Consider the following 13,534-nt stretch of genomic DNA (forward strand, 5'->3'; position numbering starts at 1 on the left):
ATCTAAAAATAATTATTGAACATCGTATCCTTGATCTTCGATTACAGCAACGATATCTTTTAATGTTACAGCAGACGAATCGATAGTAACTTCAACAGTTCCTTCTGCTAATTGAACCTTCACTTGTTCAACACCGTTTAGCTCTTTCACACTGCTTTCGATAGCATTTACACAATGTCCACAAGACATACCTTCAACTTGTAATGTTAACTGTTCCATTTAAAATCCTCCTCTTGTTTATTCATTGTTTGTTAATCACAATTACATCTTACCATACCCCCCTAAGGTAATCAATGGTTTTATATCATGATTTTTCAATTATTTTCTAAAAGTTTATTTTACACACACTTTTTCACTACAATACACCAAAATCCAATATAAGAGTAAACAAAAAAACAAGCCAGTTAAATACTAGCTTGTTTTTACGCTTTTGAAAAACGTTCAAATACTGTCATTAATTCTTCAATTGCTTCGTCACCATTTCCATTTTTAATAGCTCCTGAAACACAATGACTCGTATGATTTTTGAGAACGCCCATTCCTACTTTTTTCATCGCTGCATTAATCGCTGAAATTTGCACTAAAATATCCACGCAATAACGATCATTTTCAATCATATTTTGAATACCGCGAACCTGTCCTTCAATTCTCTTTAATCTATTTATAATCTGTTCTTTTTCTTTTTCTGATCTATGTGTTACTGCTTCATTCTCTTTATGATCCATATTATCACCTTCTTAAAGTTTCTCTTCATCCAATAAAACAATTGTTTTTATGAGTATACCAATTATAGCATTAAATATCTACGCATGATACCCCATAAGAGTATATTTACACTTTATGCCTATTCTTAACAACTTATTAGCTTCTCAGCCTCAATTATCATGATACCCTTTCCTTTTTTCAAAAAAATAATAAGAGGGGATTATCCATCCCCTCTTATTATTCATCCATAAATACAAAAGTCTCAATTTATACGTGTATAAATTGAGACTTTTTTCCTTCTATATATAATTATTGCTGATCACATACTTTTTCATCATTCACTACTGAAGTTCCTTCCACGGTTACCGTATGAAAACAGTCATTTACACGAACTGTCACAACATTATCTTGCCGATCAATAACATGATATTCATTAAAATTTTTATTCAGAGCACTGCGAATTTGTTCTCCTTCATAAATTGGAATTCCATGTGATAAAACCCAAATAAGCCCAGCGATAGCAAGAATAGTTTTCATACGATCTACCTCCTTGAAAATATAGTGAACTTTTAATCCATGCTTTTGCAGCTCTACGAATCATGATTGGAATGAACTAAGCTTTTTTGGAAATAAGTTCATTTCGTCTATTTTATGTTTATGCTAATTGTGACCGAATTGTGACAACTTTTTGTCTCTTTAGACGAAAAGTTGAAACAAAACGTTCAAAAAGGACAATTCTACATATCAAAAAAGGTTATGGAACGTTTCATCCATAACCTTTTTAAGTCCAATCCTACAACTCATCCACCGTACTTCATGTGATCTTTGTAGAGTTGTTTTATTTTCATTCATTGACATCAAAGCAAAACTTCGAAAATACTTCCCACACAAGTTCATTTCTGCTACTTACCCCAGTCTTTTCAAAAATGGATTTTAAATGATCTTGTACCGTGTATATAGATATACAAAGTTCTTGGGCTAATTCCTTTGTCGACATACCTGTAAGAATTTTACGTATTACTTGCTTCTCACGTATTGTAAAACTATAAGCTTCCATAATAAGTGGAAAAATCTCTTCCGGTCTTGCTCTTTCGAATAGAACAATATAACCACCTTGAAAACTACTTGTACGTTCTAACTTACTAGCCCGAATGATTAAAAAATGGCCATAGGCTAAAGGTAGACAAACGTTTTCTTCTCTATTCATACACCCTACATTATACTCGTTAGCCTTTACTTTCGAACAAACCGCACGTATTGGCCTTGGTATTTCTTTTATATTTAACTGTTCATGCTTTCTAAGATTTGAAAGCCACTCGCTGCCACCTTGATTCCAATATAATACACTAAAATCCTCACTTACTATAATCGTACCTGTGCCTATCACCTTCTCTTCTGAAAAAGGTATAGAAACTGTCTTCTTTAAAGCCTCTCCAGCGATTGGGACTATCGTTGCTAAGTACTTACAATCATCGATATGAAAAGCGGGACTTATACTTCCTCGAAATAAACTAAGATGGCCATAACATTTCCCCTTACTCATACAAACGCCCCTTAATTCATCTCCAAAACTTGCTGGTTTTAAAATATTTCGGTATCTAGAGCTTTTCTTTTGTTCACCATTTGTCGCCATACTTAGAGAAGCAACATGAGGAGAGTGTTCTGTTAAACATTTAAATTTATTAAAATCATCTTCTAAAAATTCATTCATAAACAATTGTGGATGAATCTTTTCAACACTCTCATCGGTAAATGCCCCAGTAGATAAAAAAGAAATTGGGTCTATAGTTGTAAAACAAGCGGCGTCAAAATCAATAACTTTACGTATCAAGTGGAGAAATGACTCTTGAAATGATCTTATAGAACTTATATGATTCGCTACCATTTTAATTTCTTTCATTGTTTTTTCATGCATCCTCTTCCCCCCCCAGATTTACGGGATTGTTCCCCTTCATAATTTCATTTCATAATAAACCTATAAAACACATACTTAGGAGGTTAAAAATGAATTGGAATGATACTACCGTAAATTCATATGAACAAAGAATTCCATGTAAAATCCCAGGCTACTACCACCTATATGAAATGATGAACCATTTTTTATTTACTACACTCCCTATAAAAAACATGAATCCAAATTTACTAGTTATAGGTGCTGGTGGCGGACAAGAAATTCTCTCAATAGGCAAACAAAATAACAACTTATCTTTTACAGGGGTCGATCCATCTGAAAGCATGCTACAGTTAGCTAAAAAAAGAATTAAAAACGAAGGCATACAAAACCATGTTCATCTTGTACATGGAACTATCCATACATTATTACCAAATCAGTTATTTGACGCTGCCACCTGTATGCTTGTCCTGCACTTCATTCCAACTAATAAGGAGAAAAAAGAACTTATTAATGATATTAGTAATCGCCTAAAGCCTGGTGCGCCATTCTTTCTCGCTTCAATAAATGGTGTGCCCCATACAAGTATGTTTTCTACACAATTACATGCTTGGCGCAATCATATGATGCAAAATCAAATTCCATTAGAAGATTGGGACCGATTTGAAAATTCTTTTGAAACAGAAATATTTCCTATTTCCGAAGCTAATTTATTAACTATTATGGAGGAATGTGGCTTTACTCAAATGACTCGCTTTTTCACTAGTTTTTTAATTGATGGATACGTTGCCTTTAAACAATAAGGAAAAAAGGTAAGCAATTGCTTACCTTTTTTCCTATACGTAACTAATAAATCTCAATCCTTTACTTAAAGACGTCGGCACAACAGATGCATGATTCTCTCCTTCAGCTTCATAAAACTTAAATTTAAGTTTATCGTGGTTTACTTGGAGAAGGCGCTCTGATAATTCATTTGCACCTACAACCATATGCTCTCGTTCTAGTGACCCAACTGTAAGGAACACTCCTGTTTCAAACTTAGCATTGTTTAATTCATGTATAAGGTTCTCTTCTTTTTCAAGTACAGATTTATTATTCCACCATATAGATGGACTACTAATAAAATAATTTTGAAAAGCATTTAAGTTTGTAAATAGTATATGGAGAGCAAATAGTCCACCTAAAGAATGCCCAAATAACGTTTGCTTACCTTTATCAATCTCAAAATTCTTTTCAATTTGTGGTTTCAGTTCTTCTTCAATAAAAGTAAAGAAATTATGTGCTCCTCCTGTTTTAGGCCACGGTTTACCATCTGGTTTTAAAGGAGCATCTTTTGAAATTACGCTAGGCGTAAAATCATAGCATCTTTCTTCCCCTGAAAATGCGCCTTCAATTGGATAACCCACTCCTACTATAACAGCTGGTGAAACACCGGTTTTTTCCGCTCTTACTGATTGTATTTTAACTGCTTCATGAAATGTTTGAAAAAAGGCATTGCCATCTAATACGTAAATGACAGGATATCCTGAATCCGGTGCTGGTTGCCTCGGCTTTGAAATATGAATTTGATATTCTTTACCTTTTAATTTTGAATACATTTTCCACTGCTCTGTATTAGATGTTATAATCTGCTGTTTTTCAACTGTAGTATTCACCCTATCCCCCCCTTTTTAACTTGTTACATATATTTCGATTTTTTCTTCTTGAGATACAACGCTATCATAACCGAAACAAACAGGAGCCCCGTTATACGGATCAATCATGACACGCGCATCAATATGAAATACTTCTTTTAACACTTCATTTGTAATGATTTCTTCTGGGCTACCAGTTATAACAATTTCTCCTTCCTTCATTGCAATAATTTCATCTGAAAACCTTGCTGCATGATTAATATCATGTAATACCATAACAACCGTACAATTATGTTCTTTATTTAACTTCTCCACAATTTGTAATACATCTAATTGATGAGACATATCAAGGTATGTAGTTGGCTCATCTAATAGCAACACTTCTGTCTCTTGTGCTAATGCCATCGCTAGCCATACCTTTTGTCTTTGACCGCCCGATAAATTTGCAATTTGTCTCGTCCGAAATTCAGAAGTTTTCGTTATATCTAATGCCCAATCAATCATTTCTTTATCTTTTGTCGTTAACTTATTTACGTTATTTCGATGTGGATAGCGTCCATAAGAAATTAATTCTTCCACTTTAAGTTCACCTGGTGCAATTGGCGTTTGCGGGAGTAAAGCTAACTGCTTCGCAATTTCTTTCGTTGGAATTGTATGTAAATCTTGCCCTTGCAAATATACTTTTCCGCTTTTTTGTTTTAAAATTCTTCCCATTGTTTTTAACAATGTCGATTTACCGCAACCGTTTGGACCTATAATTGTCGTTACTTTTCCTTCTTGTATTTCCACATTTAAATCGCGAAACACTGTAAGCTTTTCATAACTTGTTTCTAAATTTTTTGCACTTAAAATACTCACTTTTATTCCTCCTCTTACGCTTTCGCCTTATAAAGTAAATATAAGAAATACGGTACACCGACAATAGAAATAACGATTCCAACTGGTAGCTCTACAGGTGTGAAAACTGTTTTCGCAATAAAGTCTGAAGCAATTACAAGAAACATTCCTATTACGCCGCACGTAGGAATTATATACTTATGTTGAATACCGACAAGTCTTTTCGCTATATGCGGTGCCATTAGTCCAATAAAACCGATACTCCCTGAAACAGCAACACATGCGCTCACAAGTCCGATACTACTTAACAGTAAAATCGATTTCTCTCTTTCTACTGAAACACCTAAACTTGTAATACTCGTTTCTTCCAATTGAAATAAATCTAATAAATAAGCTTTCTTTTGTATAAGCGGAATTAAGATAATAAGCCATGGTAACATAGCCACAATATACTTCCAGTTTGCACTATATATACTTCCAGACACCCACACTGCAGCCATCTCGAAATCGGTTGACTTCATTTTGAGTGATAAATACATAGAGAATGCTCCAAACCCTGAACCGATTGCAATCCCTGTTAATAACAGTCGTTGCGAATCTAACTTACCGTTTTTCCAAGAAAACAAATAAATGATTAGCGCTGCACCTAATCCACCTATTAAACCAAACATAGGCATCATCATTATAGAAATCCAATCTGTGCTCTTTAGTTGCCCTTGAAAGAAAAACATAAAAATAACGATGGCTGTTCCTGCTCCGGCGTTTACGCCTAAAATACCTGGGTCTGCCAATCCATTTCTTGTAATCCCTTGAATAACGGCACCCGCAACACCAAGGCCTAATCCTACTAATCCAGCAATTACAATACGCGGAAGGCGAAACTCAAAAATAACTAAATCATGTTCTGGTACTGGATCAATTCTAAAAAGTGTTTTAAATACATCTGTAATCGTAATATCAAACGTACCATTCGTTAAACTAATGTAAATGGCACATAGTATTAAAAATACAATAATCCCCATCGTCATTCCAAAACGTTGACTTGAACTTTTAAGCATGTCTCTCTCCTCCTCTTGTACGAATTAAATAAAGGAAGAAAGGAATTCCAATTAAAGATGTTACGACTCCAATTGGCGTTTCAAATGGATAATTTACAAATCTACTTAAAACATCACATAACGCTAAGAAAACACCACCAATAACGCCTGCACATGGCAAAATCCACTTATAATCTACCCCAATTATAAAGCGAGTAATGTGCGGAATAATTAAACCTACAAAACCAACTTTCCCCACTAAAGCAACTGCTGTTCCTGTTAAAAAGATAACTGATAAAATTGCCATCGCTTTAACTAGTTTTGTACGCTGCCCTAAATTAATAGAAACCTCTTCGCCTAATGAAAGAATGGTAATAGATTTTGATATTAACAGCGCTAAAATTATTCCAATTATCCCAAACGGTATCGTGATTTTAATGATATTAGGATCTACTTGATCTAATTTTGCATTAAACCAAAAACTAACATTTTGAGAAATTTGAAAATATGAAGCCATTGCAGCCGATACACTGCTTAAAAATGTTCCAATAACTGTCCCTATAATCGCTAACCTAACTGGTGATAAGCCATTTTGAAGGAGCGAACCAAAACCAAACACGATACCGGCTCCTAGTGCAGAACCAATCATTGAACATAAAACCATACCAATTGATGACATTCCCGGAAGAAAGATCATACAAAGTGTAATAACAAAGGCAGCGCCATCCGTCACACCCATAATAGAAGGGGATGCAAGATAGTTTCTTGTCATCCCCTGCATAAGTGCTCCTGATATGGCTAGAAATGCTCCGACTAAAAGAGCTGCAACTACCCTTGGTAAACGTGAAGTAATAATAATATTATGATTTACATCGCTTGAATCAAAATGAAATAATGCGTTCCACACTGTTTCAGCATCAATACTTTTCGCCCCATACAAAATCGAAAGTATAACTGTAAATAAGATGAGTATGGGTGCTATACATAATATGGTTACTGGTACTGCATTTGTTTTCTGCATATCATTCAACGCACCTTACTTATTGTATTATTTAGATAAATTTTTCACTGCTTCTTTTAAGAATGCTGTTTTACTCCAAGCAGTACCACCTTGTGCCATTGGATCTACAACATTTACAAATACTTTCTTTTCCTTCGCAGCATTCATACTTTGCCAAATTGGATTACTTTCAATTTCTTCTAACACTTTCGGGTTTTTATTTTCACTTGCCTCATATTGTAAGAAAATATAATCTGGGTTAAGTTCAGCAAGTTTTTCAAATGAAATTTTCTCTTGTGCTTTTACAGTTTTCAATTGTTCTGGAGCAGTTAGTCCAAGATCTTTATAAATTACAGGGTTGAAGTATACTCCATCTGGATATAAGAATAATTCGTTTGCTCTTAATCTAATGACAAGTACTTTTTTATCTTTTAACTTATCTCCTAGTTTTGCTTTTGCTTTTTCAGCGTCCGAATTGTAGTCTTTAATAATTTTTTCTGCTTTATCTTTTTTACCAGTTAATTCTCCCATTAACTTTAAGTTATCTTCCCAATTTGTTGAAACGTGTGATACCGGGAATGTAGGAGCTACTTTCGTAAACTTTTCAGCTGTTTCTGCTGGGAATTTCGTACTCGATGTAATAACATCTGGTTTTAATTGTAGTAATGTTTCGAAATTTGGTTGCATTTTCTCACCAACAGATTTCGCACCTTCTAACTCTTTTTCAAGGTATTTTGGTAATTTACCACCTACAGTAATGGCACCAACTGGTTTAATTCCAAGTACCGCCGCATCTTCCATTGACTCTAAACTAGCTGTCGCAATTTTATCTACTTTTGCTGGCACTGTATATTCTTTACCTAAATATGTAATTTTTCGTTTTTCATCTTTTTTCGTTTCCGTAGCTTTTGTCTGTTGTTTTTGCTCGCCTGAAGTTTTATCCGCACTATTACATGCCGCTAAACCTACACTTAAAACTGTAACCATCCCTAAAGTAAATAATTTCTTGTTCATCTTTATATGTCTCCTCTCGAATTTTCAAACTATATTCTCAATAAAATTTAACTATATGAACCTTGTCTCAAATATATATTTCATTAGATTAATAATTTTATCCAGAACTCATTCACGTTCACTTCCCCTAGACTATAATTCTTTTACACCTTCACCACTTGATAACCGTTTCTACTGATAATGATTATCGTTACTAAGTATATATTTAATATGAAATTATTTCAAGAATGATTTGAAAAATTTTAACAAACTGAATTAAAAAAAGAAGTATCCGCCTGATTTTAGGGAGATACTTCTTTTTTTAGAAATTTATATGTAATTCAACTGGACAATGGTCTGATCCCATTACTTCACTATTAATTTTCGCTTCTGTTATTTGGTCTTTCATTCTTTCCGAAACAACAAAATAATCTAAACGCCATCCGATATTTTTCGCTCTCGCGCCCATACGATACGACCACCACGAGTATGCACCTTCTTGATCAGAATAAAGGTAACGATACGTATCAATAAATCCTTCTTCTAAAATACATGTAAATTTCTCTCGTTCCTCATCGGAGAATCCAGGGTTTTTACGATTACTTTTTGGATTTTTCAAATCGATTTCTTTATGAGCAACATTTAGGTCTCCACAAAAAATAACTGGTTTTTTCTCATCTAATCGTTTGATATAGGATCTGAAATCATCTTCCCATTTCATTCTGTAATCTAATCGTTCTAATCCACGTTTTGAATTTGGTGTATATAACGTGATCATGTAAAAATCTTCGAATTCTAATGTAATAAGTCGCCCTTCTTGATCATGCTCTTCAATTTCTAAGCCGTATGTAACAGAAAGCGGTTCTTTTTTTGTAAAAATAGCCGTTCCCGAATACCCTTTTTTCACAGCGTAATTCCAGTATGTATAATATCCCTCTAGATTTAAATCAATTTGGCCACTTTGCACTTTAATCTCTTGCAGACAAAATATATCTGCATTAGATTCTTCGAGATATTCTAAAAATCCACCCTTTGCAATAACTGCACGTAAACCATTTACATTCCATGAAATTAACTTCACTTATAGTCCTCCTCTTGATGTTCACTTTCAAAGTTCATGCTATCACAAAATAGAAAAACAATCATATGTTCATCTTTGTAATCTTGCTCTTACATTTGTAAATACGTACATACGCACTTTATTCAGGTTATACTACTTTCAGAGGTGATGTTTTTGCACAATGAAGGGTTAACATTAACGAGTGAGTATTGGCATGCAATTATTCATAATGATTCTTCCTATGATAGCAAATTCTTTTATGCTGTGAAATCAACTGGAATCTTTTGCAGGCCATCATGCAAATCAAGAATACCGAATAGAAACAATGTACGAATTTTTCATCATGCAGAACAAGCATTAAGTGAAAACTTTCGCCCGTGCAAACGTTGTAAGCCAAACGGGATCACTTTACCTAATGAAGAGTGGGTAGAACAAATTAAAGACTATATCGAAAAGCATTATGACGAATCCTTAACTCTCGACATGCTTGCGGAAATGTGTCATGGTAGCCCTTTTCATTTACAGCGTACTTTCAAAAGAATAATAGGGCTAACTCCTATAGAATATATACAACAATTCAGGGTTCTTAAAGCAACCGAATACCTTTTACACACAAATCAATCTATTAAAGAAATTAGTACTGCTGTCGGGATAGAAAACCCAGAGTATTTCGCAACTTTATTTAAAAAGAAAACCGGATTTACTCCTACTGAATATCGAAAAAAGAACGAAATGAAAGAGGGATACGATAATGAATTCCTACAAAAATAATTATATATATTGGACGCTACTTACACATAAAAATTGGCGATTTCATATTGCTGCAACTGAAAATGGACTATGTTTCATTGGATCACAAGACGAAAACTTTGAAGAATTAAATATATGGGCTAGAAAAAAACTGCCCCAACATATATTGATCCATAGTCCAGATTACTTGCAAATATATACGAAAGAAATTATCGAATATTTAGAAAGCAAGCGAGAAACTTTTACATTCCCTATCGATGCTTATGGAACTAATTTTCAATCATCTGTTTGGAATGCGGTACGTGAAATTCCTTATGGAAAGACCTATTCTTATACAGAAATTGCTGAAAGAATTCAAAAACCTAAAGCTGTGCGCGCCGTTGCTTCTGCTATTGCTGCTAACCCTCTTCTTATTACCATTCCTTGTCACCGCGTTATTGGGAAGAATGGGAAACTAACCGGATTTAGGGGTGGATTAGAAATGAAGAAAAAATTGCTTACATTAGAAAAGTTGCAGGTGGAATTCATATGACAGCAGAATATAATAGCGCATTATCTATAGCAGTTCCAAAAGAATTTTGTTTCCAAGAAAATTTACGTTATCTATCACGTTCTAACAATGAATGTATGTTCCATATTGAAGATAACAAAATTTATAAAGTTATCCCTGTTCAAGATATAAATCCTTTAGTTGAAATTAGTGTGAATACAGATGGCAATATTCAAATACTTTGTTTAGAAGAATCATTCACATCTGAAAAATCGATACGTGAAGCTGTAGCTAACTATGTAGAAGAATGGTTTGATTTAACTACTGATTTAGCCCCCTTTTATACATTAGCTAAACATGATTTACTCCTTCAAGGACCAATTGAACAATATTATGGCCTTCGTACTTTAGGTATTCCAGACTTATTTGAGGCACTTTCCTGGGGAATTATCGGTCAACAAATTAACCTAACATATGCTTATACGCTAAAAAGAAGATTAGTTGAGCAATTTGGAAGTTATGTAGAATGGGACGGTAGAAAGCATTGGATATTCCCATCACCTGAAACAATTGCAAATCTACATGTAGAAGATCTCCAACAATTAAAAATGACGACTAGAAAATGTGAATGTTTAATCGGTATTGCGAAGCTTATCACAGAGGGAAAACTATCAAAAGAGGATTTACTGCAAACACAAGATGTAAAGGTTGCTGAGAAACAATTAACCGCTATCCATGGTATAGGCCCATGGACTGCCAACTATGTTTTAATGCGTTGTTTAAGATTTCCTTCAGCTTTTCCAATTGATGATGTTGGTCTGCATAATGCAATTAAATTTATAACAGGTTCCGAAAATAAACCGACTAAAAATGAAATAAAAGATTTCGCGGCAAACTGGGCTAATTGGGAGTCTTATGCGACTTTTTATTTATGGCGAGTACTATATTAAAAGAACCAAGTAGCACATTCGTACTACTTGGTTCTTTTTTAAGCTTGCTCCTCAAAACGTCTTGCAATTTCTACAATAACTTGAACGGCTTTTTCCATATTATCTACCGAAACATACTCAAATTTACCGTGATAGTTTTCACCACCAGTGAAAATATTCGGCGTCGGTAATCCCATATATGATAATTGTGATCCATCTGTGCCTCCGCGAATCGGATGAATATTTGGTTCAATGTCTAAACTTTTCATTGCTTCATATGCAATATCAACAATTTCTCTTACCGGTTCAATTTTTTCAAGCATGTTATAGTATTGATCATTCATTTCTAAGACGACTGCATCTTCACCATACTTTTCTTGCATATTCTTCACAATATTTTTAACGTTATTTTTACGTGCCTCAAAATTTTCACGATCAAAGTCTCGAACAATATAATACGCTTTACTTTGCTCAACATCACCATTTAAAGAAAGTAAATGATAGAATCCTTCATAGCCTTCTGTATATTCTGGCGCCTCTTCTACTGGTAAATGCCCATTAAACTCCATAGCCAGTTTAGTTGCATTGCGCATTTTATTTTTCGCTGTTCCAGGATGTGTATTCGTTCCGTTAAACGTTAACTTAGCACCTGCAGCATTAAAACTTTCATACTCTAAACCACCTAATGGACCTCCATCCATCGTATAAGCGAATGATGCACCAAACGCTTCTACATCAAAATGCGCTGGCCCACGACCAATTTCTTCATCCGGTGTAAATGCTACTCTTATTTTCCCGTGCTTAATTTGCGGATTATGTATTAAATGGTTCATTGCAACCATAATTTCTGTAAGACCAGCTTTATCATCTGCTCCTAGAAGTGTTGTACCATCAGTTGTAATAATGGTATGCCCTTTATATGATGGTAATTCCGGGAACTGCTCTGGTGTTAACACAACATTTAGCTCTTCATTTAACGTAATTGCATTACCATCAAAATTTTCATGAATTTGTGGCTTGACGTTTTTCCCTGTAAAGTCTGTTGCCGTATCTAAATGAGCTAAAAATCCGATTACAGGAACATCCTTGTCCGTATTAGCTGGAAGTGTTGCCATTACATAGCCATTATCATCCATCATTACTTCTGTTAACCCAATTTCTTTTAGCTCTTCCACTAATAACTTACCAAACTCAATTTGTCCTGGTGTTGTTGGTACTGTATGGCTTTCTTCATTTGATTGCGTATCAATTTTTACATATCTCGTAAATCTTTCAATAAGTTCTTGTTTCAAGTTCATTCACTCCCTTTTACGTTTCTCTCTCCATTATAATCCTTAAAACGAAATATTTTAACTTTTTTGACTGTGAAGATACATATTTCATTTACATTGTTAACATTTTTAAACGAATGATAAAAAGACATAATATTTGTACATTAAAACCGTAACAGGTAACATACATAATTATAAAATATGGGAGGTTTTAAAGATGAGGCTAACTCTCTTTCGCTATTTTCTTTTTTTCTTAGGATTAATTTTCTTTGGCCTTGGAAATGCTCTTGCGGTCAAAGTTAAATTTCTAGGCTTGCACCCTTGGGAAGTTTTAAATATGGCTCTCTACCAAAAGTTTGGATGGACCATTGGTACGTGGAGTGTCATATGTGGGTTATGTCTCGTTCTAATATCTTTACTAGTAGATCGAAAATATATAAATGTCGGTACATTTTTGAATGCACTACTTATCGGTCCCATTATGGACTTTTTCTTACAATCAAACATGCTTCCAGACGCTAGTAATTATTTATGGATAAACTTACTCATTTTATTTTCTGGTATTGCCATTACAGGTATCGGGGGAGGGATGTACGTTGCAGCTGGGATTGGCGCTGGCCCTCGTGATGGATTCATGCTTACTATTTCCGACAAAACAGGACTTTCTATTAGCCGTGCTAGAATCATAGTAGAATGTATTGTACTAGTTGTTGGATTTATGCTAGGCGGTCCTGTTTTCATCGTAACTTTTCTGTACACCTTTATTCAAAGTCCAATCTTTCAGCAATCATTTAAGATGTTTCAAACACTTTTACATACTTTACATAACAAAAAGAAAATTAGTGAACATATTTAAAGTACTGCTTAATGCAAATAAATTCACCCTATTTACGACTCCCGCCGCAAATAGGGTGTTTCTGTTTTTATCTCGCAATTT

At 34.3% G+C, this 13,534-nt stretch carries 16 protein-coding genes; 5 read left to right on the forward strand and 11 right to left on the reverse strand.

Translation table 11 applies throughout. The annotated features are described in order from the left end of the window. Nucleotides 1-12: 12 nt before the first annotated feature. From copZ to BCG9842_RS18305, 4 genes are all read right to left on the reverse strand, one after another. Entirely contained in the window at nt 13-219 is a 207-nt protein-coding gene (copZ, locus tag BCG9842_RS18290; protein ID WP_000436973.1) for a copper chaperone CopZ, read from the reverse strand. A 203-nt stretch (nt 220-422) separates the two neighbouring features. Continuing rightward, nucleotides 423-725: a metal-sensing transcriptional repressor gene (locus BCG9842_RS18295; RefSeq protein WP_000349643.1), complete on the reverse strand. Its 303-nt coding sequence runs from the start codon at nt 723-725 to the stop codon at nt 423-425. Between the two features lie 289 nt (nt 726-1,014). Then, nucleotides 1,015-1,242, reverse strand: coding sequence for a hypothetical protein (locus BCG9842_RS18300; RefSeq protein ID WP_000849105.1), 228 nt, complete (start codon nt 1,240-1,242; stop codon nt 1,015-1,017). A gap of 307 nt (nt 1,243-1,549) precedes the next feature. Further along, entirely contained in the window at nt 1,550-2,620 is a 1,071-nt protein-coding gene (locus BCG9842_RS18305; protein ID WP_000544759.1) for a helix-turn-helix transcriptional regulator, read from the reverse strand. Between the two features lie 89 nt (nt 2,621-2,709). On the opposite strand from BCG9842_RS18305, the gene BCG9842_RS18310 reads away from it, so the two are divergent. After that, nucleotides 2,710-3,399 carry a class I SAM-dependent methyltransferase gene (locus BCG9842_RS18310; protein WP_001104343.1) on the forward strand — a complete coding sequence of 230 codons (690 nt, stop codon included), beginning with the start codon at nt 2,710-2,712 and terminating at the stop codon, nt 3,397-3,399. A 33-nt stretch (nt 3,400-3,432) separates the two neighbouring features. On the opposite strand, the gene BCG9842_RS18315 is transcribed toward BCG9842_RS18310, so the two are convergent. The 6 genes from BCG9842_RS18315 to BCG9842_RS18340 form a co-directional block, all read right to left on the reverse strand. Next, nucleotides 3,433-4,251, reverse strand: coding sequence for an alpha/beta hydrolase (locus BCG9842_RS18315; protein WP_001098706.1), 819 nt, complete (start codon nt 4,249-4,251; stop codon nt 3,433-3,435). Nucleotides 4,252-4,266: 15 nt separating this feature from the next. After that, complete coding sequence (locus tag BCG9842_RS18320) at nt 4,267-5,088, reverse strand: ABC transporter ATP-binding protein (protein WP_000025762.1); 822 nt, start codon at nt 5,086-5,088, stop codon at nt 4,267-4,269. Nucleotides 5,089-5,102: 14 nt separating this feature from the next. Then, entirely contained in the window at nt 5,103-6,125 is a 1,023-nt protein-coding gene (locus BCG9842_RS18325; protein ID WP_000920455.1) for a FecCD family ABC transporter permease, read from the reverse strand. Continuing rightward, a complete protein-coding gene (locus BCG9842_RS18330; protein ID WP_001173054.1) occupies nt 6,118-7,125 on the reverse strand; it encodes a FecCD family ABC transporter permease in 1,008 nt (335 codons plus the stop codon). The genes BCG9842_RS18325 and BCG9842_RS18330 overlap by 8 nt, the downstream gene beginning before the upstream one ends. A 27-nt stretch (nt 7,126-7,152) precedes the next feature. Beyond that, the gene (locus BCG9842_RS18335) at nt 7,153-8,118 is read right to left on the reverse strand and encodes an iron-hydroxamate ABC transporter substrate-binding protein (protein WP_001035504.1); all 966 of its coding nucleotides are present in this window, start codon (nt 8,116-8,118) and stop codon (nt 7,153-7,155) included. A 301-nt stretch (nt 8,119-8,419) separates the two neighbouring features. Then, a complete protein-coding gene (locus tag BCG9842_RS18340; RefSeq protein WP_000767611.1) occupies nt 8,420-9,178 on the reverse strand; it encodes an exodeoxyribonuclease III in 759 nt (252 codons plus the stop codon). A 153-nt stretch (nt 9,179-9,331) separates the two neighbouring features. On the opposite strand from BCG9842_RS18340, the gene BCG9842_RS18345 reads away from it, so the two are divergent. From BCG9842_RS18345 to BCG9842_RS18355, 3 genes are read left to right on the forward strand one after another with little or no spacing between them, the layout of a single operon-like run. After that, nucleotides 9,332-9,928 carry a bifunctional transcriptional activator/DNA repair enzyme AdaA gene (locus BCG9842_RS18345; RefSeq protein WP_000551298.1) on the forward strand — a complete coding sequence of 199 codons (597 nt, stop codon included), beginning with the start codon at nt 9,332-9,334 and terminating at the stop codon, nt 9,926-9,928. Next, a complete protein-coding gene (locus BCG9842_RS18350) occupies nt 9,909-10,439 on the forward strand; it encodes a methylated-DNA--[protein]-cysteine S-methyltransferase (protein ID WP_001089834.1) in 531 nt (176 codons plus the stop codon). The genes BCG9842_RS18345 and BCG9842_RS18350 overlap by 20 nt, the downstream gene beginning before the upstream one ends. Then, complete coding sequence (locus BCG9842_RS18355) at nt 10,436-11,347, forward strand: DNA-3-methyladenine glycosylase 2 (RefSeq protein WP_000123496.1); 912 nt, start codon at nt 10,436-10,438, stop codon at nt 11,345-11,347. Before BCG9842_RS18350 ends, BCG9842_RS18355 begins: the two co-directional genes overlap by 4 nt. A 38-nt stretch (nt 11,348-11,385) precedes the next feature. On the opposite strand, the gene pepT is transcribed toward BCG9842_RS18355, so the two are convergent. Then, entirely contained in the window at nt 11,386-12,618 is a 1,233-nt protein-coding gene (gene pepT / locus BCG9842_RS18360; RefSeq protein WP_000807003.1) for a peptidase T, read from the reverse strand. 196 nt (nt 12,619-12,814) lie between these two features. Between pepT and BCG9842_RS18365 the strand changes: the two genes are divergently transcribed. Then, a complete protein-coding gene (locus BCG9842_RS18365) occupies nt 12,815-13,453 on the forward strand; it encodes a YczE/YyaS/YitT family protein (RefSeq protein WP_001241258.1) in 639 nt (212 codons plus the stop codon). The last annotated feature ends 81 nt before the right edge of the window (nt 13,454-13,534 follow it).

The organism is Bacillus cereus G9842, from assembly GCF_000021305.1.
GTDB lineage: Bacteria > Bacillota > Bacilli > Bacillales > Bacillaceae_G > Bacillus_A > Bacillus_A thuringiensis_S.

Bases quoted from the DNA above. Each gene is read 5' to 3' on its own strand.
- copZ (WP_000436973.1), bottom strand. From the start codon at position 219: ATGGAACAGTTAACATTACAAGTTGAAGGTATGTCTTGTGGACATTGT.
- BCG9842_RS18295 (WP_000349643.1), bottom strand. From the start codon at position 725: ATGGATCATAAAGAGAATGAAGCAGTAACACATAGATCAGAAAAAGAA.
- BCG9842_RS18300 (WP_000849105.1), bottom strand. From the start codon at position 1,242: ATGAAAACTATTCTTGCTATCGCTGGGCTTATTTGGGTTTTATCACAT.
- BCG9842_RS18305 (WP_000544759.1), bottom strand. From the start codon at position 2,620: ATGCATGAAAAAACAATGAAAGAAATTAAAATGGTAGCGAATCATATA.
- BCG9842_RS18310 (WP_001104343.1), top strand. From the start codon at position 2,710: ATGAATTGGAATGATACTACCGTAAATTCATATGAACAAAGAATTCCA.
- BCG9842_RS18325 (WP_000920455.1), bottom strand. From the start codon at position 6,125: ATGCTTAAAAGTTCAAGTCAACGTTTTGGAATGACGATGGGGATTATT.
- BCG9842_RS18330 (WP_001173054.1), bottom strand. From the start codon at position 7,125: ATGCAGAAAACAAATGCAGTACCAGTAACCATATTATGTATAGCACCC.
- BCG9842_RS18335 (WP_001035504.1), bottom strand. From the start codon at position 8,118: ATGAACAAGAAATTATTTACTTTAGGGATGGTTACAGTTTTAAGTGTA.
- BCG9842_RS18350 (WP_001089834.1), top strand. From the start codon at position 9,909: ATGAATTCCTACAAAAATAATTATATATATTGGACGCTACTTACACAT.
- BCG9842_RS18355 (WP_000123496.1), top strand. From the start codon at position 10,436: ATGACAGCAGAATATAATAGCGCATTATCTATAGCAGTTCCAAAAGAA.
- BCG9842_RS18365 (WP_001241258.1), top strand. From the start codon at position 12,815: ATGAGGCTAACTCTCTTTCGCTATTTTCTTTTTTTCTTAGGATTAATT.